Raw genomic sequence first — 24,188 nt, 5'->3', positions numbered from 1 at the left:
GGCCAGACTGGCCGGTCAGGCATGTACCCAGCGCCGATGCAGCCCACGGGCCAGAGCATCAAGCATGAAGCCCAGCACGCCGATCAGCAGCACCATCGCCATCAGTTCCGAATAAGCCAGGCGGTCGCGGGTATCGAGAATGAAATAGCCCAGTCCCGCACTCACCCCAAGCATCTCGCACGGCACCAGCACGATCCACAGGATGCCAATGGCCAGGCGCACCCCGGTCAGCACATGGCCGATCACCCCGGGGATGATCACCTTGCACAAGGTTTCCCAGCGCGTGGCACTGAGGCTGCGGCTCAGCTGCAGCCAGCGCGGGTCAAGCTGGCGCACGCCTGCAGCGGTGTTCAGCAGGATCGGCCACAAGGCGGCGAAGGCCAGCAGGAAGTAGATCGGCTGGTCACCCACGCCCATCAACATCACCACCACTGGCATCCACGACAGGGGCGAGATCATCCGCAGGAACTGGAACGCCGGCGTGGTCGCCGCCTCCAGATGCCGGTAGCTACCGACCAGCAGCCCCAGCGGCACGCCGATCAGCAGCGCCAGCAACAAGCCGACCAGAATACGCTTGAGGCTGACCCAGACATGCCCGTAGACCTCACCCTGGCCGAGCAGCTCGACCAGGCTGACCAGGGTCGCCTGGGGCGAGAAGCGCGCCGACAGGCCATCGGCCTCGCCGAACAGCCGCACCCCCGCCCACCACAGCAACAGCAACCCCAGCAGGCCGACCAACCCCAGGCCGGCATGTACGACGTGCTTGCGCATCAGACCGCGAACTCCTCGCTGCGCTGGAAGTTCTCGGCGATGCCGAACACCGACGGGCCGCCGACCGCGGCAATGGCGTTGCGCACGAAGCGGTCGTCGACCAGGTCGCGGGCGGTCTGCGCCGGGTCCAGGCCAGCGAGGAAGTTGCTCTCGCCTTCGATCAGCGTGTGCTGCAAGCGCTTGACCAGTTCCTCGGTGTAGCTGGGGTACGGGTATGGCTGGAAGTCGATGCGCTTTTCGTCCCACTGCTGATGCTGAATCGCGCCACTGGCAATGTAACCGGCACGGTCTTCGGCGGCCGGTGCCAGCACCTTGGTCAGCACCGCCGGGTCATGCGGGGTGTACTTGTTGGGGCCTGCCTTGGACAGCAGCGCCGCCGCTTCGGCACGGTGGTCGCGGGTCCATTGCTGGGCCTTGACGATGGCGTTGACCACCTTCTGCGACCATTCCGGGCGGTTGTTCAGGTCGTGTTCGTGCATGAACACCACGCAGCAGGCGTGGTTGCGCCAGACATCACCGGTGAAGCGCTGCACGCGGCCGACCTTGAGGTTCTCGGCCAGGGCATTGAACGGCTCGGCGACGATGTAGCCGGCGATGCGCTTGCTGGCCAGGGCTGGCGGCATGTCCGACGGCGGCAGCACCAGCAGGTTGACTTCGTTGGCCGCCAGCTGGGCATTGGCGGGTTTCGACACCGGGGTCAGGCCGTTGTCGTTGAGCATCCGCTGCAGCACCACGTTGTGGATCGAGTACCAGAACGGGATGGCCACGGTCTTGCCACCCAGCTGCTTCATCTCGGTGATGTCCGGCGCCACGGTCAGGCCCGAGCCGCCCACATGGTTCCAGGCCACCACCTTGGCCGGCACCTTGCTGCCATACCGCGCCCACACGGTCATAGGCGACAGCAGGTGAATGACATTGACCTGGCCGGAGATGAACGCCTCGATCACCTGCGCCCAGCTGCGCAGCAGCACCGGGCGCTCGGCCTTGATGCCTTCGGCCTCGAACAGGCCGTTGTTGTGCGCCACCAGCAGTGGCGTGGCGTCGGTGATCGGCAGGTAGCCGATACGTACCGGCGCGTCGGGCTCGGCGGCGGCGCGGGCCTGCAGGCTGGACAGCAACGGCACGGCCCCGGCGGCGGTGAGCATGGCGCTGAGCTTGAGGAAATCACGACGCGAGGTGGAGGAACAGCAGTCATCCATGCACATGTGCAGGCTCCGAAGGCAACGAGGTAGGGGAAGGTGCAGCGGTGCGGCTGGCCCGCCGAAGGGTCTTGAGGATGTCGATACGCAGCGCGCCCAGCTCTTCGACCCGCTGCGCGCGCGGTTGCGGCAGGCCGATGTGCCATTGGCCGAGGATGTGCGCCGGGTGGTCGCCCAGTAGCAGCACCCGGTCGGACAACAACAAGGCTTCGTCGATATCGTGGGTAATCAGCACGGCTGCGGTGTTGTGGGTGGCGATCAGCTGCAGCAGCAGTTGCTGCATGTCGGCACGGGTCACTTCGTCGAGCGCACCGAACGGCTCGTCGAGCAGCAGCACTTCAGGCTGGCGCGCCAGGCAGCGGGCCAGCGCAGTGCGCTGGGCCATGCCGCCCGACAACTGCGCCGGATACTGGTTGCGCGCATGGGCCAGGCCCACCGCGTTGATGGCATGGTCGATGCGCGCACGGCGCTCGGCGGCGGCCAGCTTGGGCTGGCGGGCGAAATCCAGGCCGAAGGCGACGTTCTTTTCCAGGCTCAGCCAGGGCAGCAGGCTCGGGTCCTGGAAGGCCACCGCCAGCCGTGGGTGCGGGCCCTGCAGCGGTTCGCCGTGCAGCGTCACGCTGCCGCCGCGCGGCTGCTGCAGGCCGGCCAGCACCCGCAACAGGCTGGACTTGCCTACACCACTGGGGCCAAGGATGGTCACGACCTCCCCTGGCGCCAGTTGCAGGTCAAAGCGCGCCAGCACTTCCTGCCAGCCACCCTCGCGCGGGTAGCCCAGGCTGATCTCGCGGGCTTCGAGTAACGCCTGGCTCATGCGCTGGCGGCCTGGCGATGCAGCTCGGCGCGCAGTTGCACCAGGCTTGGGGTGACGATCGGCACGAACGCCGACTCCCGCCAGCGGCGGGCGAAACCGGCCCCGAACGCATCCAGGTACGCCTTGCCGCCGCTGGCTTGCAGCTCTAGCTGCACCGCGTCGGCAGCGCACTCGGCGAGGGTGATGCGCAGTTTGAACAGCGCCGCCGGCTGGCCCAGGAAACGCCCTTCGAGCAGGCCCTGCTTGAGCTCGGCCACCGTGTTCTCCAGGCGCTCCTTGAGTACCTGGCGGTGCTCCTCGAGGAACGACAGGCGCCCGTGCAGGTGCTCATGCACTTCCTGCAGCGAACGCCGTGCCAGGCCGATGGCCATGCCGCACTGCAAGGCAAGAAACGCCGGGCGCACCTGGGGCAGGAACTCGCGGGCGTTCTCGTGCAGCAGCCAGTCGCGGCTCAGCTCGACCTGGTGGAACGCCAGTGCCGCGGTATTGCTCGACTGCAGGCCCATCAGCTCGAGGTCATCGGAGCGTTCCAGGCCCTGGCTGCCGGAAGGAATGGCCAGTACGAAGGGCGAGCCACCGGCGTCGTCCTCGATGGCCGCCGCCACGACGAAGCCGCTCTTGCGCAGGTTGGTCACCCAGTGCAGGCGGCCTTCCAGGGTCCAGCCCGCCGCCCCGGGGCGGGCACGCACCTGCAGCGCCTCGATCCCGGAAAGGAACTTCATGGCATTGGACAAACCTGTGGCACCGGCCAGTTCGCCGGTCAACAAGCTCGGCAGCAAGCGCTCGCGCAGGGCCTGGTTGGGGCTTTGCAGCAGGTATTCGATGAACGCGCGCTGGCCCCAGCAGACAAAGGCGGCGGCCAGTGAGCGGCTGGCGATGGCGGCGATTGCCTCGACCGCATGGGTGACCGCGCCACCGTTGCCGCCCAGCACCGGGTCGACGCCGATGCGCAACAGCTGCGATTCGGCGATGTGTGCCAGCACGGATTGTGGGTCGCACTGGCCCTGGTCGATTGCCTCGGCATTGGCATCCAGCCATTGACGAAATGCTGCATCAAGCATGTCCCTACTCCTTTTGAAATAGCAGGCGCCACCAGCGCCGAGCGTAAAATTACGCGGTTGGCTGCCAGCGGTACTTGCTCAGCTCGTCGTTGAGCGGCGTCTGGGCGAACACATTAGCAAAGTTGCACAGGGTTGCGAGGCTCACGCCGAGAATCACTTCCAGGGCGTTGCCCTCGGTGAAACCGGCTGCACGGAAGGCCTGGTAGGTGGTGTCGCTGACATTGCCGCGGGTTGCAATGACTTCGCGGGCGAATTCGGCCAGGGTCTCGTAGCGTGCATCCGGCAGTTCACCACGGGCACGCAGGGCTTCGACCACTTCGGCGGGCAGCTTGGCCTTGTTCAGGGCCACGGCGGTATGGCCGGCAACGCAGAAGTCGCAACCGTGATTGGTCGCGGCGATCAGTTGCACCACTTCACGCTCGGCCAGGGTCAGCTCGGCCTTGCCGTTCAGGGCCGAGACGGTGACGTAGGTTTCCAGCGCCGCCGGGGCATTGGCCAGCACGCCGAGCAGGTTGGGAATGAAGCCTGAATTCTTCTGGGCGTTTTCGAGGAATGGGCGGGCCGCTTCCGGGGCGCTCTGCAGAGTGTGTAGAGTAATGCGCGAGGTCATGGAGTGGTCTCCTTTTGCTGTGTGTGCCTACAGTCTGTTGGTTATAAGAATTACCCTCCATATTCATCAGTCGCCTTTCCTTGCTCCTGAGTCTTTGCATTAGATGATTTCATCCAGCCCTCTTGTCGATTGGTTATTAGAAAGCCTCGAGCTCGACGCCAGCCTGTTTCATATCGGCCGCTATTGCGGGGGCTGGCACGCCAGCACCCAAGGCATGGGCCGCGCCAGTTTTCATCTGGTGGTGCAGGGGCATTGCTGGTTGCACATAGATGGCCAGACCGAGGCCGTGCGGCTGGCGGCCGGCGATGCCGTGTTCCTGCTGCGCGATTTGGGGTACCGGCTGTCCAGCGATCAGGACCCGATTGCCGCCTGCGCCCAACCACGCCAGCAGATGCAGGCGCTGGATGCGACGGCGGGCGATGGGGTGGGCCTGGTATGCGGGTTCTTCGACTTCCGCGCAGGGTTGTCAGCGCTGATCGTCGAGGGGCTGGCCGACTGGATCGTGCTGCGCGCCGATGAACCGCAAGGGCATGCGGCACGGGCGTTGTTCGGGCTGATTCTGGAGGAATGCCAGGGCTCGCCCTCGCAAACGCTGCTGGAGCGCCTGACCCACCTGTTGTTCCTGTATGTGCTGCGCCAGCAGGTGCACGCCGGGCAGTCGCTTGGCGGCTTGGTCGCGCTCGCCCGCCAGCCGGCGTTTGCCGGGCTGCTGGAGCAGCTGATCGAGCAGCCTGGGCAGGCCTGGACGCTGGAGAGCATGGCGGCCTGCACCGGCTTGTCGCGCTCGGCGTTCTTCAAGCGCTTCAATGAACTGGCCGGGCAGTCGCCGGGGCAGGTACTGCTGGCGCTGCGCATGCGCCATGCCTGCCGGTTGCTGCAGGCGGGCAATACCGTGGAACAGGTGGGCGCGCAGGCGGGGTACCAGTCGGTGGCGGCGTTTACCCGGGCGTTTGCCAAGACCATGGGGGTACAGCCGGGGGCTTATCGGCGGCAGCACGAGGGGCGCTGACCTGCTCCGGCCTCTTCGCGGGCAAGCCCGCTCCCACAAGCTCTCCTCGGTCTCTGTGGGAGCGGGCTTGCCCGCGAAAGGGCCGGTCAGGCGATAGATTCAGACCTGGCTGACGGGGATATCCCCACCACCCTTGCCCTCACGCCGCTCGCACATCCAGTCATTGACCTGTTGCCCGAATTCGGCCGGCGCCTTGCGCCCGAAGCGCCGCGCCAGGTCAAGGATGGTCTGCTGCGCCAAGGCCTCTTCCATGCGCTTCTGCGCCCCCAGCATCACCGCGTGAATCGCGCAGGTGCCCTCGGTCGCCCAGCCCGGCGCGGAACCTTCGAACAAGGTGCAACGCTCGCGGATCTCGCGGCAATCGAAGATCTTCTTCGGCCCGTCGATGGCGTTGACGATATCCAGCACGGTGATTTCGTCCGACGGCCGCGCCAGGCGAAAACCGCCGCGCACGCCTTCGGTGGCCACCACCAGCCTGGCCCGGGCGAGCTTGGTGAAGACCTTGGCCAGGTACTCCTGGGGCACGCCCTGCAACTCCGCCAGGTCGCGCACACTGGCCTCCCGGGTATCACCTCGCTCATCAACGAGGTACAGCAGGCAATGAATGCCGTATTCGACGCCAGCGCTGTAAAGCGACATACACATCTCCGACCAACGTAGTCGCAAATATTACGCCTATCGGTGAGGCTGAGCCAAGCGGCCTGGCACCGCCCGTCGCTATCTTTCGCTCAAATTTCGCCCGTGAAAGCCCATTAACACAGGCATTTACTGGGTTTCGTGCGGGCATTGCGAGGTGCGCCATCGCAAAAAAAACTTGCCGATCAGAACTACGATCAATAGAGTCGTAGTTGTTAGAGGCACACAACCAACCCTCGAAATCCTCTTCAACCTTGTGGAGCACTTCCATGAAATCGAACATCCTGATCATCGGTGCCGGCTTTGCCGGAGTGTGGAGCGCCCTGAGCGCCGCCCGTTTGCTCGACCAGGCCCAGCGCGATGACCTGAGCATCAGCGTGCTCGCCCCGCAACCGGAGCTGCGCATTCGCCCGCGCTTCTACGAAGCCGACGCGCACAGCCTGAAGGCACCGGTAGGTGAACTGTTCGAAGCGGTCGGGGTGCGCTTCATTGCCGGTAATGCCCAAGCGATCGATGCCGAGCGGCGCAGCGTCAGCTACACCGATGCCAACGGTGAAACCCAGCAAATCGGCTACGACCGGCTGATCCTCGCGGCTGGCAGCCAGGTGGCGCGCCCGGCAGTGCCGGGGCTGGCTGAACATGCCTTCGATGTCGACCAGATGGAATCGGCCGTGAAGCTCGAGCAGCACCTGGTCGGCCTGGCTGCCCAGCCAGCCTCGCCGGCACGCAACACCGTGGTGGTCTGTGGGGGTGGCTTCACCGGTATCGAAACCGCCACTGAAATCCCGGTCCGCCTGGGTGCCATCCTCGGCAGCGACGCTGCGATACGGGTGTTGGTCATCGATCGTGGCCCTCAGGTCGGCGCGGCCCTGGGTGCGGGCATCACCCCATCGATCGTTGCCGCCTGCGAACAGGCCGGTGTCGAGTGGCTGACCGGCACCTCGGTGGTGGCAGTGGATGCCGGTGGCGTGACACTGAGCAACGGCGAATACATCGCCAGCAAGACCGTGATCTGGACCGCCGGGGTCAAGGCCAGCCCGCTGACTGCCCAGGTAGCCGGCGAGCGCGACAACTTCGGCCGACTCAAGGTCGACGACCACCTCAAGGTAATCGGCCAGGACCACATCTACGCCACCGGGGACACCGCCTGGGCTGCCGTCGACGAGGTGGGCAATCACGCCCTGATGACCTGCCAGCATGCCATCCCCATGGGCCGCCACTCGGGTAACAATGCCATGGCCGACCTGCTCGGTGTGGCGCCGCTGGTATACCGCCAGCCCAAGTACGTCACCTGCCTGGACCTTGGCGAATGGGGGGCAGCTTACAGCGAAGGCTGGGAGCGCGAACTGAAGCTGCAGGGCGATGAAGGTAAAGCGCTCAAGCGCCAGATCAACTCGGTGTGGATCTACCCGCCAGCGGCCGATCGGACCGTGGCGCTGGCCGCGGCCGACCCCATGATCCCTATCGCGTAAGTGCGAAATCCTGACAAATCCGTCAGAAAACGACGGATTTGTCGGAATTTGTCGTTACATTGAATGACTGGTCAGTAATAATGGCCATATGGCATCATTTAAATAAAAAACAGATTCGAGAGGGTGAGACACACACTTAAATCCGCAGCGCATCGAGATGCCTGGCGCCCTCCCCGGTGACCCGGTCACACGTCCATGCTCTTGACGCCTGCACGCCAACGTCAAGGAGCATTCCATGCAGTTACGGAATATGAAGATCGGCACCCGCGCTACCAGCGTGTTCGCCCTGTTGGGCGTATTGGTCCTGGCCATGGGCCTTATCACACTCTATGAAACCCGGCGGATGGACGCCGCCACCGATGAAATTCGTGTCACCTGGATGCCCGCCGTGGTCTCCCTCGGCGACATCAGCACCGACCTCGGTCGCGCCCGTGCCATTACCCTGCGCGCGGCGCTGGATGACAGCCCCGCTGAACGCGCCCGCAACATCGATCTGGCCAAGAGCATCAACGACCAGCTCAAAGGCCGCCTCAAGGATTATGAGGACACCCTCATCGCCGCCGATGGCCGCGCCCTGTTCAACGCCTTCAATACAGCCCACCAGCAATACCTCGACCTGCAGACCCGCGTGCTGCAGGCCATCGCCGCTGGCCGCATGGACGAGGCCAAGCAACAGATCAGCGGCCCCCTCACCCAGTACGCCGACACCATGATGAAAGCCATGACCGCGCTGATCGCCTACAACGGCAAGGGCGCCGAGGACGCCTCGCAGCGCAGCAGCGACGTGGCCGACGAAGCCTTCACCGTGATCATCGGTTCGCTGGTGATCATCATGCTTGCCTTGGCCGCCATCGCCGTGGTGCTCACCCGCAGCATCGTGGTGCCCCTGGCCGATGCGGTCGCCGTGGCCGAGCGCGTGGCCACCGGCGACCTGACCCGGGATATCCGTGTCGCCGGCCGCGACGAACCGGCCCTGCTGTTGCGTGCCCTGGGCCGCATGCAGGGCAGCCTGCGCGAGACTATCCGCAAGATCGCCGCCTCTTCCGACCAGCTGGCCTCGGCCTCGGAAGAACTGCACACCGTCACTGAAGACACCAGCCGCGGCCTGCACCAGCAGAGCGCGGAAATCGACCAGGCCGCGACTGCCGTCAACCAGATGACCGCCGCCGTGGAAGAAGTGGCGAACAACGCCGTGAGCACGGCCGACGCCTCGAAAGGTGCCGACCAGACCACCCGCGATGGCCGTGACCAGGTCAACCAGGCGTTGGCCTCGCTCCAGCATCTGGTCAATGACGTGACGGGCACCTCCTCCGAGATCGAACAGCTGGCCAGCAACGCCAACGAGATCAGCCGCGTGCTCGATGTGATCGGCGCGATTGCCGGGCAGACCAACCTGCTGGCACTGAACGCGGCGATCGAAGCCGCCCGTGCCGGTGAAGCCGGTCGCGGCTTTGCCGTGGTGGCCGATGAGGTACGCGCCCTCGCCCACCGTACCCAGCAGTCGACGGCCGAGATCGAGCAGATGATCGCCGGGATCCAGAACGGCACCGAACGGGCGGTGTCGGCAATGCACAGCAGCCGAGGCCGGGCCAACGGCACGCTGGAAGTGGCGCAAGGCGCCGGTGAGGCGCTGGAGGTGATTGCCGAGGCGATCGCGTCGATCAACCAGCGCAACCTGGTGATCGCCAGTGCTTCCGAGGAGCAGGCGCAGGTGGCGCGGGAGGTGGATCGCAACCTGGTGAACATTCGCGATCTGGCGATGCAGACATCGGCGGGGGCGAATCAGACCAGTGCTGCGGCCCAGGACCTGTCGCGCCTGGCAGTGGACTTGAATGGCATGGTCGCGCAGTTCAAGGTCTGATCCAGAACAGCTGGGGCCGCGTTGCGGCCCTTCGCGGGCAAGCCCGCTCCCACAGAAATTGCGCAGCCCTCGTGGACAACTCATCACCTGTGGGAGCGGGCTTGCCCGCGAAGGGCTGCAAAGCAGCCCCTGCTACAGCAACAACAATCTGTCAGTCGTTGACGCTAACCACCCGCCCTGCCTTCTCGGCAGCCTGGCCGCGCGTCGCCAGGCAGTAATACAGCGGCACGGTCACGATCAAACCGAACAACCACGACAGGTCAGCCCCCTCGACAATGTTCGAGTACGGCCCCACATACAGCGACGTGTTGGCAAACGGCAGCTGCACCAGGATCCCACAGGCATAGGCAATGATCGCGTGGTGGTTGAAGCGGCCATAGATGCCGCCGTCGGCACGGAAGATCGAAGCGATGTCGTACTGGCCCTTCTTGATCAGATAGAAGTCGATCAGGTTGATCGAAGCCCACGGCACCAGCACCAGCAGCAGCGCCAGGATCAGGCCGATGAACTGGCCGATGAAGCCCGCCGAGGCGTTCAACGCCACCATCGCGCAACCCACCAGGATCACCGACGCCAGGATCACCCGCACCTTGATGCTCGGTGTCCACTGGGCGATGAAGGTCTGGATCGCCGTCACGATCGACAGCACCGCACCATACAGGTTGAGCGCGTTATGGCTGATGATGTTGAGCAGGAACAGCACCATCAGGATCGGGCCCAGCCAGCCGGTGGCCTGCTTGACCGCATCCATCGCGTCGGTGCCTTCCGGCACGCACAGCACCGCGATCGTACCAAAGCTGAAGCACAGGATAGTGCCCAGGGTAGCGCCGAAATAGGTGGCCCAGAACGGCTTGGCGATGCCCACTTCACGCGGCAGGTAGCGCGAGTAGTCGGAGGTGTACGGCGAGAAGCTGATCTGCCAGATGACGCCCAGCGACACGGTGGCGATGAAACCGGACAGGTTGAACGCACCGCGACTGAAGAAGTCGGCAGGCAGTTCCTGGACGAACATCATGATGAAACCGGCCAGCAGCGCCGACCCCATGACCCAGGTGCCGATGCGGTTGAGAATATGAATGAAGCGGTAGCCGATCACGCCAATGGCCGTCGCACTCAGGGCACCGATCACGATCGCGCCTGGCATCGGCACGCTCGGGGCGATGCCGTGGATGGTCTTGCCCGCCAGGACGATGTTGGAAATGAAGAAGCCGACATAGATCAGCGCGGTGAAGAACACGATCAGCAAGGCGCCATAGCGGCCGAACTGGCCCCGGCTCTGGACCATCTGCGGAATGCCCAGCTGCGGTCCCTGCGCGGAGGCCAGGGCGATGAACACGCCCCCGATGAGATGACCCAGCACGATTGCGATCAGCCCCCACAGCAGGTTCAGGTGGAACACCTGGACCACCATGGCGCCGGTGACGATAGGCAGTGGCGCGATGTTGGTACTGAACCAGAGGGTGAACAGGTCGCGCGCCTTCCCGTGGCGCTCGGCAGGTGGAACGTAATCGACCGTGTGATTCTCGACAAACTGGTGTTGCGACGACGGTTGGGACATAGGATTCAGCTCGAAAGGTCGTTTTTATCTTTGTAAGGAAACCGCATCTAGGCGGCCTCTCAGCTGCGGACCATATTATGGTATTCCAAACTTTTGACAACACTGATCCGTAGTAAAAAACGCCCACTGATCTGCTCGCGCAACCCCTGCGACAAACCGCCTCACCACTCAAGCCCACGGTTTTCGTGGCCTTGAGCCATTCATCGTGAAAACCCAGGGCTGAAAATTCCGCTTGCAAAATAGGTATTACGGTATACCATCAGACACATCAACGATAAAAACCGCGGACCACCGCAGCCCTTTAGAGGTACATGAGATGATCGACGCAACCGTCTACAAGAACGTCCTGGGCTCCTTCCCGTCCGGCGTGACCGTCATCACCACCCTGGACGACGACGGCTCGGTCGTCGGCCTGACCGCCAGCGCCTTCTCCTCCCTGTCGATGGACCCGCCGCTGGTGCTGTTCTGCCCCAACTACACCTCCGACTCCTACCCTGTGCTGATCAAGCAGAAGCGCTTCGCCATTCACCTGCTCTCCGGTGAACAGCAGACCGAAGCCTACGCATTCGCCAAGAAGGGCAAGGACAAGGCCACCGGCATCGAGTGGAGCCTGAGCGCGCTGGGCAACCCGATCCTGGCCGGTGCCACCGCCGTCATCGAGTGCGAACTGTGGCGCGAGTATGAAGGTGGCGACCACGCCATCATGGTCGGCAAGGTACACAACCTGATCGTCCCTGAAGAAGCACCACGACCGATGGTCTACTGCCGCGGCAAGATGGCCAGCCTGCCGGCCTTTGCCTGAAGCCTATTGTGAATCGAGACACCTGGCGCCTGCGCAGCCTGGCGACAGACACTTTCAAGCGTTGAGGAAAGCCCCATGAAATTTTCGTTGTTCGTGCACATGGAACGTTGGGATGAACAGGTCAGCCACCGCCAGCTGTTCGAAGACCTGACCGAACTGACCCTGATGGCCGAGCACGGCGGTTTCAGCACCGTGTGGATCGGCGAACACCACGCCATGGAATACACCATTTCGCCAAGCCCGATGCCGCTGCTGGCCTACCTGGCCGCGCGCACCGAGAAGATCCGCCTGGGTGCCGGCACCATCATCGCGCCATTCTGGAACCCGATCCGCGTCGCCGGCGAATGCGCCCTGCTCGACGTGATCAGCAATGGCCGCATGGAAGTGGGCCTGGCCCGTGGCGCCTACCAGTTCGAGTTCGACCGCATGGCCGGTGGCATGGCGGCTACCGACGGCGGCAAGGCCCTGCGTGAAATGGTCCCGGTGGTGCGCAAGCTGTGGCAAGGCGACTACGCCCATGACGGCGAAGTCTACAAGTTCCCGACCTCCACCAGCGTGCCGAAGCCGTTCAACGCCACCCCGCCGATGTGGATCGCCGCCCGCGACCCGGATTCGCACAACTTCGCCGTGGCCAACGGCTGCAACGTCATGGTCACCCCGCTGATGAAGGGCGACGAGGAAGTGCTGGACCTGAAGAACAAGTTCCAGGCTGCCCTCGACAACAACCCGGACGTGCCGCGCCCGCAACTGATGGTGCTGCGCCACACCCACGTGCACAGCCCGTCGGAGCCTGAAGGCTGGAAGATCGGTGCCCAGGCCATCTCGCGCTTCTACCGCACCTTCGATGCCTGGTTCGGCAACAAGACCACCCCGGTCAACGGCTTCCTCGAGCCGAGCCCGGAGTCGAAGTTCGCCGAAGTGCCGGCGTTCCAGCTGGAGAACATCCGCAAGAACACCATGATCGGCACGCCGGAAGAGATCATCGCCCGCATCAAGTACTACCAGGAGCTCGGTGTCGACGAGTTCAGCTTCTGGTGCGACAACAGCCTGCCCCATGCCGAGAAGAAGAAGTCGCTCGAGCTGTTCATCAAGGAAGTGGTGCCAGCGTTCGCCTGAATTCCCATTGCCTGAGTCATTGCGGGACGCGCCCGCTCCCGTCGGCCCCAGTGGCCCGCGTGAGCGGGCTTTTTTTAAGCCTGTGCTGGCCTCTTCGCGGGCAAGCCCGCTCCCACAGGTACAGCGCGGGCCCGAAGGCTTCGCATTACTTGCGGGAGCGTGCTTGCCCGCGAAGAGGCCAGTACAGAGCCCCCATAAATCAAGGCATCAGGCCACCTTTCGTCCCCTCGCAAGAGAAATTTCCAGCCACCTCTTGCACAACAAATATTATGGTATACCATCAGACAACAAGAGCTGATAACCCTCACCAGGAGCCACCCATGAGTTTCGAAATCCGCAAGATCGTCACCTACTCCGAAGAGACCCGCATCGAAGGCGGCAAGGCCACCGACAAGCCGGTGACCATGGTCGGCCTGGCCGTGGTGATCAAGAACCCATGGGCCGGTCGCGGTTTCGTTGAAGATCTGAAGCCGGAAATCCGCGCCAACTGCTCGGAGCTGGGTGCGCTGATGGTCGAGCGCCTGACCGCTGCCATCGGCGGTGCCGACAAGATCGAAGCCTACGGCAAGGCCGCCGTGGTCGGCGCCGACGGCGAGATCGAACACGCCTCGGCGGTGATCCACACCCTGCGCTTCGGCAACCACTACCGCGAAGCGGTAAAGGCCAAGAGCTACCTGAGCTTCACCAACAAGCGCGGCGGCCCAGGCACCTCGATCCAGATCCCGATGATGCAGAAGGACGACGAAGGCCTGCGTTCGCACTACATCACCCTGGAAATGCAGATCGAAGACGCCCCGCGCGCCGATGAAATCGTCGTGGTTCTGGGCGCAGCCGACGGCGGCCGCCTGCACCCGCGCATCGGCAACCGCTACATCGACCTGGAAGAACTGGCTGCCGAAAAAGCCAACGCTCAATAACAACAACCAAGACGGGCCGGGGCGTGGCGTGCTTACCCGCCGCGCCCGACCTTCAAGGAGCGCCCTCCATGATTCAGCCTGTCGCTGAACGTACACCTGCCGGCACCAGCTACCTGTCCGTCGGCCAGGGTCAACCCGTGGTACTGATCCACGGCGTGGGCCTGAACAAGGAAATGTGGGGTGGTCAGATCGTGGGCCTGGCCAACGACTACCGCGTCATCACCTACGACATGCTCGGCCACGGCCAGAGCGCGCTGCCGGCCGCCGACATCGGCCTGGAAGGCTACGCCGACCAACTCGCCGAATTGCTCGACCACCTGCAGATTCAACAAGCCACCGTGATCGGCTTCTCCATGGGCGGCCTGGTCGCCCGGGCATTTGCCCTCAACTACCCGCAGCGCCTGGCTGCACTGGTCGTGCTCAACAGCGTGTTCAACCGCACCCCCGAGCAGAGTGCCGGCGTCATCGCCCGCGCCGCCCAGGCAGCACAGCTTGGCCCCGACGCCAACGTCGACGCCGCGCTCGACCGCTGGTTCAGCCGCGAATACAAGGCGGCCAACCCGGCGCAGGTCGCCGCCATTCGCCAGGTACTGGCAAGCAATGACCCGCAGGGTTACCACACCACTTATTCGCTGTTCGCCACCCAGGACATGTACCGCGCAGGCGACCTGGGCAGCATCCAGGTGCCGACGCTGATCGCCACCGGCGAACTCGACTCGGGCTCCACCCCGGCCATGACCCGCCAGCTCGCTGCCAGCATTCCTGGCGCGCAAAGCGTGGTCCTCGCCGAACAACGGCATATGATGCCAGTGGAAGCACCGCGTGAAGTCAACAAGATGCTCCTGGACTTCCTCGCCCAAGCCCGCACCCTCACCGAATCCGCCAAGGGGATTGTTGCATGACCCTCGTTCGTTTCCAGATGTGCATCGACGGCCAATGGCTCGATGCCCAGAGCGGCAAGACCTTCGACAGCCTCAACCCGGCCACGGCCCAGGCCTGGGCGCAACTGCCCGACGCCGACGAAGCCGATGTCGAGCTGGCCGTTCAGGCCGCCCAGCGTGCCTTCGACAGCAAGCAGTGGCGCAGCATCACCGCCACCGCGCGCGGCAAGCTGCTGCGTCGCCTGGGTGACCTGATCGCCGAGAACAAGGAACACCTGGCCCAACTGGAAAGCCGTGACAACGGCAAGCTGATCCGCGAAACCCGCGGCCAGGTCGGTTACCTGCCAGAGTTCTTCCACTACACCGCGGGCCTGGCAGACAAGCTCGAAGGCGGCACCCTGCCGCTGGACAAGCCGGACCTGTTCGCCTACACCGTGCACGAGCCGATCGGTGTGGTGGCCGGGATCATCCCCTGGAACAGCCCGCTGTACCTGACCGCGATCAAGCTGGCCCCGGCCCTGGCCGCCGGCAACACCATCGTGCTCAAGCCGTCCGAGCACGCCTCGGCGACCATCCTCGAACTGGCCCGCCTGGCCCTCGAAGCCGGCTTCCCGCCAGGCGTGGTCAACGTGGTCACCGGCTACGGCCCGAGCACCGGCGCAGCGCTGACCCGCCACCCGCTGGTGCGCAAGATCGCCTTCACCGGCGGCGCCGCCACTGCCCGCCACGTGGTGCGCAGCAGCGCCGAGAACTTCGCCAAGCTGTCGCTGGAACTGGGCGGCAAGTCGCCCAACATCATCTTCGCCGATGCCGACCTGGACAGTGCCATCAACGGCGCCGTGGCCGGCATCTATGCCGCCTCCGGGCAGAGCTGCGTGGCCGGCTCGCGCCTGCTGGTACAGGACGAGATCTTCGACGAATTCGTCGAGCGCCTGATCGCCCGTGCCAAGCGCATCCGCATCGGCAACCCGCAGGACGATGCCAGCGAAATGGGCCCGATGGCCACCGCCCAGCAACTGGCCGTGGTCGAAGGCCTGGTCGCTGCGGCCAAGGCTGAAGGCGCCAAGCTGCACATGGGCGGCAAGCGTGCCGAAGTCGAAGGTGAAGGCTGGTTCTACGAGCCGACCCTGTTCGAGTGCGACAGCAACTCGATGACCATCATGCAGGAAGAGGTGTTCGGCCCGGTCGCTGCGGTGATCCGCTTCAAGACCGAGGAGGAGGCCCTGGCCATCGCCAACGACTCGCAGTTCGGCCTCGCCGCCGGCATCTGGACCCGCGACCTGGGCCGTGCCCACCGCCTGGCCCGCGACGTGCGTTCGGGGATCATCTGGGTCAACACCTACCGCGCCGTGTCGGCCATGGCGCCGATCGGCGGCTTCAAGAACAGCGGCTACGGCCGCGAGAGCGGCATCGATTCGGTGCTGGCCTATACCGAGCTGAAGACCGTGTGGATCAACCTGTCCACCGCGCCGATGCCCGACCCGTTTGTGATGCGCTAAGAGGTAGCACGAGATGATCGAACCAGGCATCTACAAAGACGTGATGGGCTCGTTCCCGTCCGGCGTCACCGTGGTCACCACCCTGGACGCCGACGGCGGCATCGTCGGCATCACCGCCAGCGCGTTCAGCGCGCTGTCGATCGACCCGGCGCTGGTGCTGTTCTGCCCCAACTATGCGTCGGACACCTACCCGATCCTGCGTGACAGCAAGCAATTCGCCATTCACCTGCTGTCCGCCGACCAGACCGCCGAGGCCTATGCCTTCGCTGGCAAGGGCAAGGACAAGGCCAAAGGCGTCGAGTGGCACCTGAGCGAGCTGGGCAACCCGCTGCTGGCCAAGGCCACGGCGATCATCGAGTGCGAACTGTGGCGCGAATACGACGGCGGTGACCACGCGATCATCGTCGGTGCGGTGAAGAACCTGGTGCTGCCGGCCGAGCCGGTGACGCCGATGGTCTACCACAAAGGCAAACTGGGCGCCCTGCCGCCGCTGGGCTGACTTGAGACCGCCGGGGCTGCTTTGCAGCCCTTTCGCCGGCAAGCGCGGCTCCCACAGGAATTCCGCAGACTGCTGGTCCTGTGCTGTACCTGTGGCTCCTGCGGGAATTCCACAGACTTATGGCCCTGTGCTGTACCTGTGGGAGCCGCGCTTGCCGGCGATGGGCCGCACAGCGGCCCCCGTTTCACCCCTTTTTCAGGGGCCGCGCTAATCGTCTCACCCTCGGTTGCGGTCCCTGTTTTATTCCGGAGTACTGCGCATGAGCAACGAAAAGTACGAGAAAGGCCTGCAGATCCGCACCCAGGTGCTGGGCGAGGAATACGTCAACCGCTCGATCCAGAACGCCGACGCGTTCACCCAGCCGCTGCAGGAGCTGGTCACCGAGTATTGCTGGGGCCACGTCTGGGGCCGCGAAGGCCTCTCGCTGAAAGAGCGCAGCATGATAAACTTGGCCATGATTTCCGCGCTCAACCGGCCCCACGAGCTCAAGCTGCATATTCGCGGCGCATTGCGTAATGGCCTGAGCCGTGAACAGATTCGCGAGATCCTGCTCCAGGTCGGCATTTATTGCGGCGTGCCCGCGGCGGTGGACAGCTTCCGCCTGGCCCGCGAAGCGTTCGCTGAAGCCGATGCGGAGTCAACCCGTTAACAGCGGGCTGTTCGAACCCACGCAAGGAGCACCCGAGGTTCGTGGTGCTATTGCGGTTGCGGCCGGGCAGCCTCATTCAGAGCGCACTTGATGAAACGCCAGCCCCTCGACGACAGCTTCAAGGTCAACCGCAACCCCGTTACCCTGCGCGAAATCGTGCTCGACAAGTTGCGCGGCGCGATCATGAACTTCCACCTGCTGCCGGGTGACCGCCTGGTCGAACGCGACCTCTGTGACCGCCTCGGCGTCAGCCGCACCTCGGTGCGTGAGGCCCTGCGCCACCTGGAATCCGAAGGCCTGGTGGAATTCGCCGACGCCAAGGGCCCGCGCGTGGCCATCATCACCCTGGAAGACGCCCGCGACATCTACGAGCTGCGCTGCGTGCTCGAAGGCCTGATCGTGCAGCTGTTCACCCTCAACGCCAAGGCCAAGGACATCCGCGCCCTGGAACGCGCGCTGGAGGTCAACCGCGAAGCCCTCGAAGAAGGCGAACTGCAACAGGTGCTGGACTCGGTGCAAGGCTTCTACGACGTGCTCCTGGAAGGCTCCGGCAACCAGGTCGCGGCCCAGCAACTGCGCCAGCTGCAGGCCCGCATCAGCTACCTGCGCGCCACCTCGGTGTCGCAGGAAAACCGCCGTGGCGCCAGCAACCGCGAGATGGAGAAGATCGTCGAGGCCATCAAGAGTGGCGACCCGCTGGTGGCTCATCAGGCTTCGGTCGATCACGTGCGCGCCGCTGCCAAGGTAGCCCTGGAGTACCTGCGCCAGAAGCAGGACGACAACATCAAGGTGCGCGACATCGTCGAGCCCTTGGCCCTGAAGGAACCTCGAATAGGCCGCTGACATGCCCAACGCCCCGCGCTACTGCCCGCACTGCACCACGGAACTGGCCCGGGGCGTTCCCACAGGCGATACCCACGAACGCCTGCACTGCACCGGCTGCGGCTACATCCATTACATCAACCCGAAGATCATCGCCGGCTGCATCATCGAGCGTGACGGCAAGTACCTGCTGTGCCAGCGCGCGATCCCGCCGCGCCCTGGCACCTGGACCTTGCCGGCCGGGTTCATGGAAGCCGGCGAGACCACCGAGCAGGCGGCCTTGCGCGAGGTGTGGGAAGAAAGTGGCGTGCGCGCCGATATTGTCTCGCCCTACTCCATCTTCAGCGTGCCGAAGATAAGCGAGGTGTACATCATCTTCCGCGCCATCGCCACCGAAGAGACCGGGCAGTACGGGCCGGAGACACAGGCGTACAAGTTCTTCGAACCCGACGAAATTCCCTGGGATGAGATCTACTACCCGGCGATCCGGCAGATTCTCGAGCGCTACATCCTTGAGCGCCAGGCCGGGGTGTATGGCATCTATATGGGTAACGATGACACGGGCAAGGTGCACTTCATGCGCTAGGCCTGTCACGGCCGCTTCGCGGGCTAGCCATTGCCTCGAAGACAGTGCTAATCCTGTGCGAACGGTCTTGCCCGCAAAAGGGCCAGTCCAGGCGAACACAACCCCTCGCCAACCATCTATTCTCGGTGCATCCTAAAGGCCTTGTACAAGAGGACCGGCAGCGCACATGGCAAAATGGCTAGACGGCGGCGGGCTGATGGCCGAACGCATCCGCAACCACGACTGGGCAGCCACCCCTCTCGGCCCGCTCGAAGATTGGCCCGACGCCCTGAAAACCACCCTGGCCCTGTGCCTGGCCTCACGTTTCCCGCAGGCCGTACTCTGGGGCCCAGCGTTGATTACCCTGCACAACGACGCGTTCACCCCGATCCTCGGGCAGAAGCCCCTGGCATTGGGCAAACCCTTCAGCGAAGTGTGGCAGGAAGCCTGGGCCGACATCAGCATGATGGCCGATCGCGCCCTGGCCGGCGAAGCCGTGTACATCCAGGACTTCCCGCTGACCATCGAACGCAACGGCAGCCCGGAGCGCGCCTACTTCACCTTCTGCTATAGCCCGATCCGCGACCATGACGGCAGCGTGCTGGGCATGCTCGACACGGTCACCGAAACCACCGCCAGTGTGGTTGCCAACCAGCGCCTGAAATTCCTCGACGACCTGGGCCGTGCCGTGAGCGACGCCACCGACCCGGACCAGATCCTCGCCATCACCACCCGCAAGCTGGTCGACCACCTGCACCTGTCGAGCTGCGCCTACGCAGTCATGGCGCCTGACGAAGACACTTTCACCATTTGTGGTGATGCGGTGGCACCCGGTTCGCCGCGCCTGCTCGGCCAGTATCACTTGCAGGACTTCGGCCGCCTGGCGGTCAGCCGGCTGCGCAGCGGCCAGGCCCTGGTGATAAATGACAACCTGCGCGAACTGGCCGCTGATGAGGCGGCGACGTTTCAGGCCATCGGTATAACGGCCACGGTCTGCATGCCGCTGATCAAAAGTGGCAAACTGACCGCGCTGATGGCCATCCATGACCGTGTGCCACGGGTATGGACCGACGAAGAACAAGCGCTGATCAGCGAGGTGACCGAACGTAGCTGGGCGCATATCCAGCGGGTTCAAGCCAATGCCGAAGTGCGCGAGGCAATGGCAGCACTGGAAGCACTCAACGCTCACCTGGAACACAGGGTCGAAGAGCGCACTACCCAGCTGTTGCACACCGAAGCCGTGCTGCGCCAGACCCAGAAACTCGAAGCCATCGGCCAGTTGACCGGCGGCGTTGCCCACGACTTCAACAACCTGCTGACCATCATCCGTTCGTCGCTGCATTTCCTGCAGCGCCCCGACCTCGATGACAAGCGGCGCGCACGTTACCTCAAGACCATGGCCGACTCGGTCGACCGCGGCGCCAAGCTGACCGGCCAGCTGCTCGCCTTCGCCCGGCGCCAGGCCCTCAGCCCGCAGGTGTTCGAAGCCGGCCCACGGTTGGAAGCCATGGCCGACATGCTCGATACCGCCACGGGGGCGAGGGTCCAGGTGGAGCTTGAACTGCCTCAAGCGCCCTGCCATATCCGCGCCGACCTCAGCCAGCTGGAAACGGCGGTGATCAACCTGATGCTCAACGGCCGCGATGCCATGGCCGGCGAAGGCACCCTGCGCCTGCGCCTGCAGGCCGACCAGCACATGCCCGGGCAGCCCGGCGTATTTGCCGCCATCTCGGTGACCGACAGCGGTGTCGGCATCGCCCCCGAGTTGCTGGAGCGCATCTTCGACCCCTTCTTCACCACCAAGGCACCTGGCGAGGGGACCGGCCTGGGCTTGTCCCAGGTATTCGGTTTCGCCAAGCAGTCGGGTGGCGACGTCAAGGTCAACAGCGTACAGGGCCAGGGCACTCGTTTTACCCTGTACCTGCCGCAGGAGACCGCGCCAGCCGCAGCGCCAGCGAGCCACACCGATGACAACACGCACGCCCAGCCCGTTGGCGTGCGGCGGCGTATCCTGGTGGTCGAAGACAACCCTGATGTCGGCAGCTTCACCGCGCAGATTCTCCAGGACCACGGCTACCGCATCAGCTGGGCCAGCTCGGCCGAGGAAGCGCTGGCCCAGCTGAACGACCCAACCGGGCATTTCGATGCGGTGTTTTCCGATGTGGTCATGCCGGGGATGGGCGGCTTGGCGCTGGCCAGGCAACTGCGCCGCCAGCGGCCGCAGTTGCCGGTGATCCTGACATCAGGCTACAGCAAGGCGATCGCCGAAGGTGGCCATCAAGGGTTTGCGTTCCTGGCCAAGCCCTATTCGGCGGAACAGGTATGCCAGATGCTCGGCAAGGTGCTGGGTGACTGACAGGGTTCAGTTCAACTGCCCGTAGATCAAGCCGAGCGCCACCGAGATCATCGCCACCCCCGACACCCGCCCGACCAGCCTCGCCGCCTGCGGGCGGGTGCTCAGCACGGCTTTGGCGCCATAGCCGACCAAGGTGTAGATCACCAGCGAGCTGCACAGGTGCACCGCACCAAGCAGCAGGATCTGCGCCGGCATCGGCCAGTTCGAGGTCGGGTCGGTGAATTGCGGCAGCAAAGCCAGGAACAGCAGGAACACCTTGGGGTTCAGCCCGCTCACGCAAAAGCCCTTGAACGCCCAGCGCGGGCCAGACTCCTGCACACCGACCTGCCCCGCCTCCGGCACCGCCGGGCTCAGCAGCAGGTTGCCACCCAGCCACAGCAAGTACACGCAGCCGGCGACGGTCAACAGGGTCAAGGCCAACGGATGCCCGGCCAGCAGGCTGCCCACCCCCGCCGCCACTACCAGGGTCGCGAGAAAATGCCCCGACAGCATGCCCATCACTGCAGGCATCACCCAGCGCCCGCGCATGCCTGCCGAAATGGCATAGGCCCAGTCTGCGCCGGGGGTGATCACGAACAACAACGACACGGCCCAGAACGCCGTCAGCACACTGATCGCCACTTGAGTCTTCCTTTCACACAGTTTGGGGGTGAAGAAAGCCTACGGATTCCACCGAGGGATTTTCTTTCGTATATTTCCCCTCATACCCCTGATGCTGGAAGATTCTTCTCAATGGACCGAACAGACCGAAAGATCCTTGCCGAGCTGCAAAAAGACGGTCGTCTCTCGGTGACCGAACTGGCCGATCGCGTCGGCCTCAGCCTGTCGCCCTGCCATCGCCGGCTGAAGGCGCTGGAAGAGTCCGGCGCCATCCTGGGCTACCACGCACGGCTGGCGCCCAGCGCCTTGGGGCTGAACTTTGCCGCGTTGGTATTCGTGACCCTGCGCGAGGTGACCCGCCAGCCCGTGGCGGATTTCGAGGCGGCGCTGGTGGAGATACCGCAGATCGTCGAGGCGCAGCGGTTGTTTGGCGACCCCGATTACCTGCTGCATGTGATGGCCAAGGACTTGCCGGCGTTCCAGAAGCTGTATGACGAGCAGTTGACCAGCATTCCCAATGTGAAGCGGCTGAGTTCGACCTTGGTCATGAAAGAGGTGATTCAGGACCGGCTGTTGCCGATGTAGCATTTTTCTCCTGTGCCGGCCTCTTCGCGGGTAAACCCGCTCCCACAAGGTGAACGCTGACCCGCAGGTTTTCGATGTACCCGCGAAGAAGCCGGCACAGGCAGCCTTTACACCTGCCCTGTCAATGCGCACTGTGCACCACGACTGCCCACCCCTTGCGCCGACGAACAGCGCAGCCCCCTCTAGCCCAAGGCCTCCAGCCAGCTGGCACCCTCCTTGCTACCGTCCACCGCTTAACCTTTTGTCAGCCTTAGGTTTTTTAAGGTTTATGGGCACATATTTACTAATTTCTCGTTATCTCCGCGCCCCGCATCATCGCTCCAACAAGAACGCGTCGCCCTTCGCCGGCACGCATCCGGGCAGCACCCGATGCCCCACCTTGCCTTGGAGTCAGTCATGACCAGTGCAGCCAATTCGGCACCCCTCATAGAAAAACACACGATCGGCTACGTACCGCCGGAAGACCGCCATGGAAAGGTAAGGGATCTGTTCACACTGTGGTTCGGCGGCAATATCGCACCGCTGCCCATCGTCACCGGCGCGCTGGGCGTGCAGCTGTTTCACCTGAACCTGGTGTGGGGCATCGTCGCCATCCTGGTCGGCCACCTGGTCGGCGGCGTGCTGATGGCGCTGCACTCGGCCCAGGGCCCGCAGATGGGCATCCCGCAGATGATCCAGAGCCGCGCCCAGTTCGGCACCCTTGGCGCCTTGCTGGTGGTGGTGATCGCCGGGGTGATGTACATCGGCTTCTTCGCCTCCAACATCGTCCTGGCCGGCAAGTCGCTGCATGGCGTGGTCGAAGCCGTACCGGTGCCGGTGGGTATCGTCATCGGTGCGCTGGGGTCGGGCATCATCGGCATCATCGGCTACCGTTTCATCCACGTGCTCAACCGCATCGGCACCTGGGTGCTGGGCATCGGCATCGTGGTCGGCTTTGGCTACATCTTCAGCCATGTGCAAAGTGACGACTTCCTCACCCGTGGCGGCTTCAACCTGGCCGGCTGGCTGGCCACCGTGTCGCTGGCAGCGCTGTGGCAGATCGCCTTCGCCCCGTACGTGTCGGACTACTCGCGCTACCTGCCGGCTGACGTGAAAGTCAGCTCGACCTTCTGGACCACCTACCTGGGTTCGGCCCTGGGTTCGAGCCTGTCGTTCATCTTCGGTGCCGTGGCAGTGCTGGCGATCCCGGCTGGCGTGGACACCATGGACGCGGTCAAGCTCGCGACCGGCACCCTGGGCCCGGTGATGCTGGTGCTGTTCCTGCTCAGCGTGATCAGCCACAACGCCCTCAACCTGTATGGTGCGGTGCTGTCGATCATCACCCTGGTGCAGACCTTCGCCTACCGCTGGATCCCCACTGCCAAAAGCCGTGCGGTGCTGTCGCTGATCGTGCTGGCCGCCTGCTGCGTGGTGGCGGTGTTCGCCTCGGCCGACTTCATCGGCCACTTCGTCGACATGGTGCTGGTGCTGCTGGTGGTGCTGGTGCCGTGGACGGCGATCAACCTGATCGACTTCTATGCCATTCACAAGGGCGACTACGACATCCAGTCGATCTTCAAGGTCGATGGCGGGATCTACGGCCGATACAACCCGCAGGCGCTGATTGCCTATGCGGTGGGCATCGTGGTGCAGATTCCGTTCATGAACACCCCGCTGTACGTCGGGCCGATCTCCGAGCACATCAACGGCGCTGACCTGTCTTGGCTGGTGGGCCTGGCAATCACTTCGCCGCTGTACTGGTGGCTGGCTTCGCGTGACAGCGCCTACCGCCGTCGCCAGAACAGTGCCAAGTTGGCCATGGGGCATTGATTAAAACTGTGCTGGCCTCTCGCGGATAGATCCGCTCCTACCGGGGTATGCAATCCCTTGTAGGAGCGGATTCATCCGCGAGAGGCCAGCACAGTCG

Annotated in this window: 23 protein-coding genes; 15 read left to right on the top strand and 8 right to left on the bottom strand. The window is 64.2% G+C overall.

From position 1 onward, the window contains the following. Positions 1-15: 15 nt before the first annotated feature. The 5 genes from ACIPZ5_RS22190 to ACIPZ5_RS22170 are packed head-to-tail and all read right to left on the bottom strand — an operon-like array spanning position 16 to position 4,455. Positions 16-771, bottom strand: a complete 756-nt coding sequence (locus ACIPZ5_RS22190) for an ABC transporter permease (RefSeq protein ID WP_313713500.1) — start codon at positions 769-771, stop codon at positions 16-18. Continuing rightward, positions 771-1,976, bottom strand: coding sequence for an ABC transporter substrate-binding protein (locus ACIPZ5_RS22185; protein WP_400810672.1), 1,206 nt, complete (start codon positions 1,974-1,976; stop codon positions 771-773). The genes ACIPZ5_RS22190 and ACIPZ5_RS22185 overlap by 1 nt, the downstream gene beginning before the upstream one ends. Further along, a complete protein-coding gene (locus ACIPZ5_RS22180; RefSeq protein WP_400810670.1) occupies positions 1,963-2,784 on the bottom strand; it encodes an ABC transporter ATP-binding protein in 822 nt (273 codons plus the stop codon). The genes ACIPZ5_RS22185 and ACIPZ5_RS22180 overlap by 14 nt, the downstream gene beginning before the upstream one ends. Beyond that, positions 2,781-3,845 (bottom strand): acyl-CoA dehydrogenase family protein, encoded by a 1,065-nt coding sequence (locus tag ACIPZ5_RS22175; protein ID WP_400810668.1) that lies wholly within the window; start codon positions 3,843-3,845, stop codon positions 2,781-2,783. The genes ACIPZ5_RS22180 and ACIPZ5_RS22175 overlap by 4 nt, the downstream gene beginning before the upstream one ends. Positions 3,846-3,894: 49 nt before the next feature. After that, complete coding sequence (locus tag ACIPZ5_RS22170; RefSeq protein WP_261943732.1) at positions 3,895-4,455, bottom strand: carboxymuconolactone decarboxylase family protein; 561 nt, start codon at positions 4,453-4,455, stop codon at positions 3,895-3,897. 103 nt (positions 4,456-4,558) lie between these two features. On the opposite strand from ACIPZ5_RS22170, the gene ACIPZ5_RS22165 reads away from it, so the two are divergent. Next, on the top strand, positions 4,559-5,464 hold the full coding sequence (locus ACIPZ5_RS22165) for an AraC family transcriptional regulator (protein ID WP_400810666.1): 906 nt from the start codon (positions 4,559-4,561) through the stop codon (positions 5,462-5,464). A 99-nt stretch (positions 5,465-5,563) separates the two neighbouring features. Here ACIPZ5_RS22165 and ACIPZ5_RS22160 read toward each other — a convergent pair whose 3' ends face one another. Next, positions 5,564-6,103: an RrF2 family transcriptional regulator gene (locus ACIPZ5_RS22160; protein ID WP_400810665.1), complete on the bottom strand. Its 540-nt coding sequence runs from the start codon at positions 6,101-6,103 to the stop codon at positions 5,564-5,566. Positions 6,104-6,369: 266 nt separating this feature from the next. Here ACIPZ5_RS22160 and ACIPZ5_RS22155 point away from each other — a divergent pair, with 266 nt between their 5' ends. Both ACIPZ5_RS22155 and ACIPZ5_RS22150 read left to right on the top strand, forming a co-directional pair. Continuing rightward, complete coding sequence (locus ACIPZ5_RS22155; RefSeq protein ID WP_400810664.1) at positions 6,370-7,572, top strand: NAD(P)/FAD-dependent oxidoreductase; 1,203 nt, start codon at positions 6,370-6,372, stop codon at positions 7,570-7,572. Between the two features lie 235 nt (positions 7,573-7,807). Beyond that, positions 7,808-9,433: a methyl-accepting chemotaxis protein gene (locus ACIPZ5_RS22150; protein WP_400810663.1), complete on the top strand. Its 1,626-nt coding sequence runs from the start codon at positions 7,808-7,810 to the stop codon at positions 9,431-9,433. Between the two features lie 151 nt (positions 9,434-9,584). Here the strand turns inward: ACIPZ5_RS22150 and ACIPZ5_RS22145 are convergent, their stop codons facing one another. Beyond that, positions 9,585-10,991 carry a purine-cytosine permease family protein gene (locus ACIPZ5_RS22145; protein WP_400810662.1) on the bottom strand — a complete coding sequence of 469 codons (1,407 nt, stop codon included), beginning with the start codon at positions 10,989-10,991 and terminating at the stop codon, positions 9,585-9,587. Positions 10,992-11,307: 316 nt separating this feature from the next. Between ACIPZ5_RS22145 and ACIPZ5_RS22140 the strand changes: the two genes are divergently transcribed. From ACIPZ5_RS22140 to ACIPZ5_RS22095, 10 genes are all read left to right on the top strand, one after another. Next, positions 11,308-11,793: a flavin reductase family protein gene (locus ACIPZ5_RS22140; RefSeq protein ID WP_261943659.1), complete on the top strand. Its 486-nt coding sequence runs from the start codon at positions 11,308-11,310 to the stop codon at positions 11,791-11,793. Between the two features lie 75 nt (positions 11,794-11,868). Further along, positions 11,869-12,909 (top strand): LLM class flavin-dependent oxidoreductase, encoded by a 1,041-nt coding sequence (locus tag ACIPZ5_RS22135; RefSeq protein ID WP_400810660.1) that lies wholly within the window; start codon positions 11,869-11,871, stop codon positions 12,907-12,909. Positions 12,910-13,229: 320 nt separating this feature from the next. Further along, on the top strand, positions 13,230-13,826 hold the full coding sequence (locus tag ACIPZ5_RS22130; RefSeq protein ID WP_060478410.1) for an amino acid synthesis family protein: 597 nt from the start codon (positions 13,230-13,232) through the stop codon (positions 13,824-13,826). 68 nt (positions 13,827-13,894) lie between these two features. Beyond that, a complete protein-coding gene (locus ACIPZ5_RS22125; RefSeq protein ID WP_261943657.1) occupies positions 13,895-14,728 on the top strand; it encodes an alpha/beta hydrolase in 834 nt (277 codons plus the stop codon). Further along, the gene (locus ACIPZ5_RS22120) at positions 14,725-16,206 is read left to right on the top strand and encodes an aldehyde dehydrogenase (RefSeq protein ID WP_261943656.1); all 1,482 of its coding nucleotides are present in this window, start codon (positions 14,725-14,727) and stop codon (positions 16,204-16,206) included. The genes ACIPZ5_RS22125 and ACIPZ5_RS22120 overlap by 4 nt, the downstream gene beginning before the upstream one ends. Before the next feature lie 13 nt (positions 16,207-16,219). Next, positions 16,220-16,705 carry a flavin reductase family protein gene (locus ACIPZ5_RS22115; protein ID WP_003256072.1) on the top strand — a complete coding sequence of 162 codons (486 nt, stop codon included), beginning with the start codon at positions 16,220-16,222 and terminating at the stop codon, positions 16,703-16,705. A gap of 259 nt (positions 16,706-16,964) precedes the next feature. Next, positions 16,965-17,354: a carboxymuconolactone decarboxylase family protein gene (locus ACIPZ5_RS22110; RefSeq protein ID WP_060478414.1), complete on the top strand. Its 390-nt coding sequence runs from the start codon at positions 16,965-16,967 to the stop codon at positions 17,352-17,354. 90 nt (positions 17,355-17,444) lie between these two features. Next, entirely contained in the window at positions 17,445-18,197 is a 753-nt protein-coding gene (locus tag ACIPZ5_RS22105; RefSeq protein WP_400810657.1) for a GntR family transcriptional regulator, read from the top strand. 1 nt (position 18,198) lies between these two features. Next, the gene (locus tag ACIPZ5_RS22100; protein WP_400810655.1) at positions 18,199-18,762 is read left to right on the top strand and encodes an NUDIX hydrolase; all 564 of its coding nucleotides are present in this window, start codon (positions 18,199-18,201) and stop codon (positions 18,760-18,762) included. Between the two features lie 166 nt (positions 18,763-18,928). Beyond that, positions 18,929-21,097, top strand: coding sequence for an ATP-binding protein (locus ACIPZ5_RS22095; RefSeq protein ID WP_400810653.1), 2,169 nt, complete (start codon positions 18,929-18,931; stop codon positions 21,095-21,097). Between the two features lie 6 nt (positions 21,098-21,103). Here the strand turns inward: ACIPZ5_RS22095 and ACIPZ5_RS22090 are convergent, their stop codons facing one another. Then, positions 21,104-21,718: a LysE family translocator gene (locus tag ACIPZ5_RS22090; RefSeq protein WP_400810651.1), complete on the bottom strand. Its 615-nt coding sequence runs from the start codon at positions 21,716-21,718 to the stop codon at positions 21,104-21,106. A gap of 111 nt (positions 21,719-21,829) precedes the next feature. Between ACIPZ5_RS22090 and ACIPZ5_RS22085 the strand changes: the two genes are divergently transcribed. Beyond that, a complete protein-coding gene (locus tag ACIPZ5_RS22085) occupies positions 21,830-22,282 on the top strand; it encodes an Lrp/AsnC family transcriptional regulator (RefSeq protein WP_400810650.1) in 453 nt (150 codons plus the stop codon). Positions 22,283-22,678: 396 nt separating this feature from the next. Further along, on the top strand, positions 22,679-24,091 hold the full coding sequence (locus ACIPZ5_RS22080) for a cytosine permease (RefSeq protein ID WP_261943647.1): 1,413 nt from the start codon (positions 22,679-22,681) through the stop codon (positions 24,089-24,091). Positions 24,092-24,188: the final 97 nt, after the last annotated feature.

This window comes from Pseudomonas sp. NPDC089428 (genome assembly GCF_044749325.1).
In the GTDB taxonomy this organism is placed as follows: Bacteria; Pseudomonadota; Gammaproteobacteria; order Pseudomonadales; family Pseudomonadaceae; genus Aquipseudomonas.
This window is presented reverse-complemented; position numbering and strand designations above follow the sequence as displayed.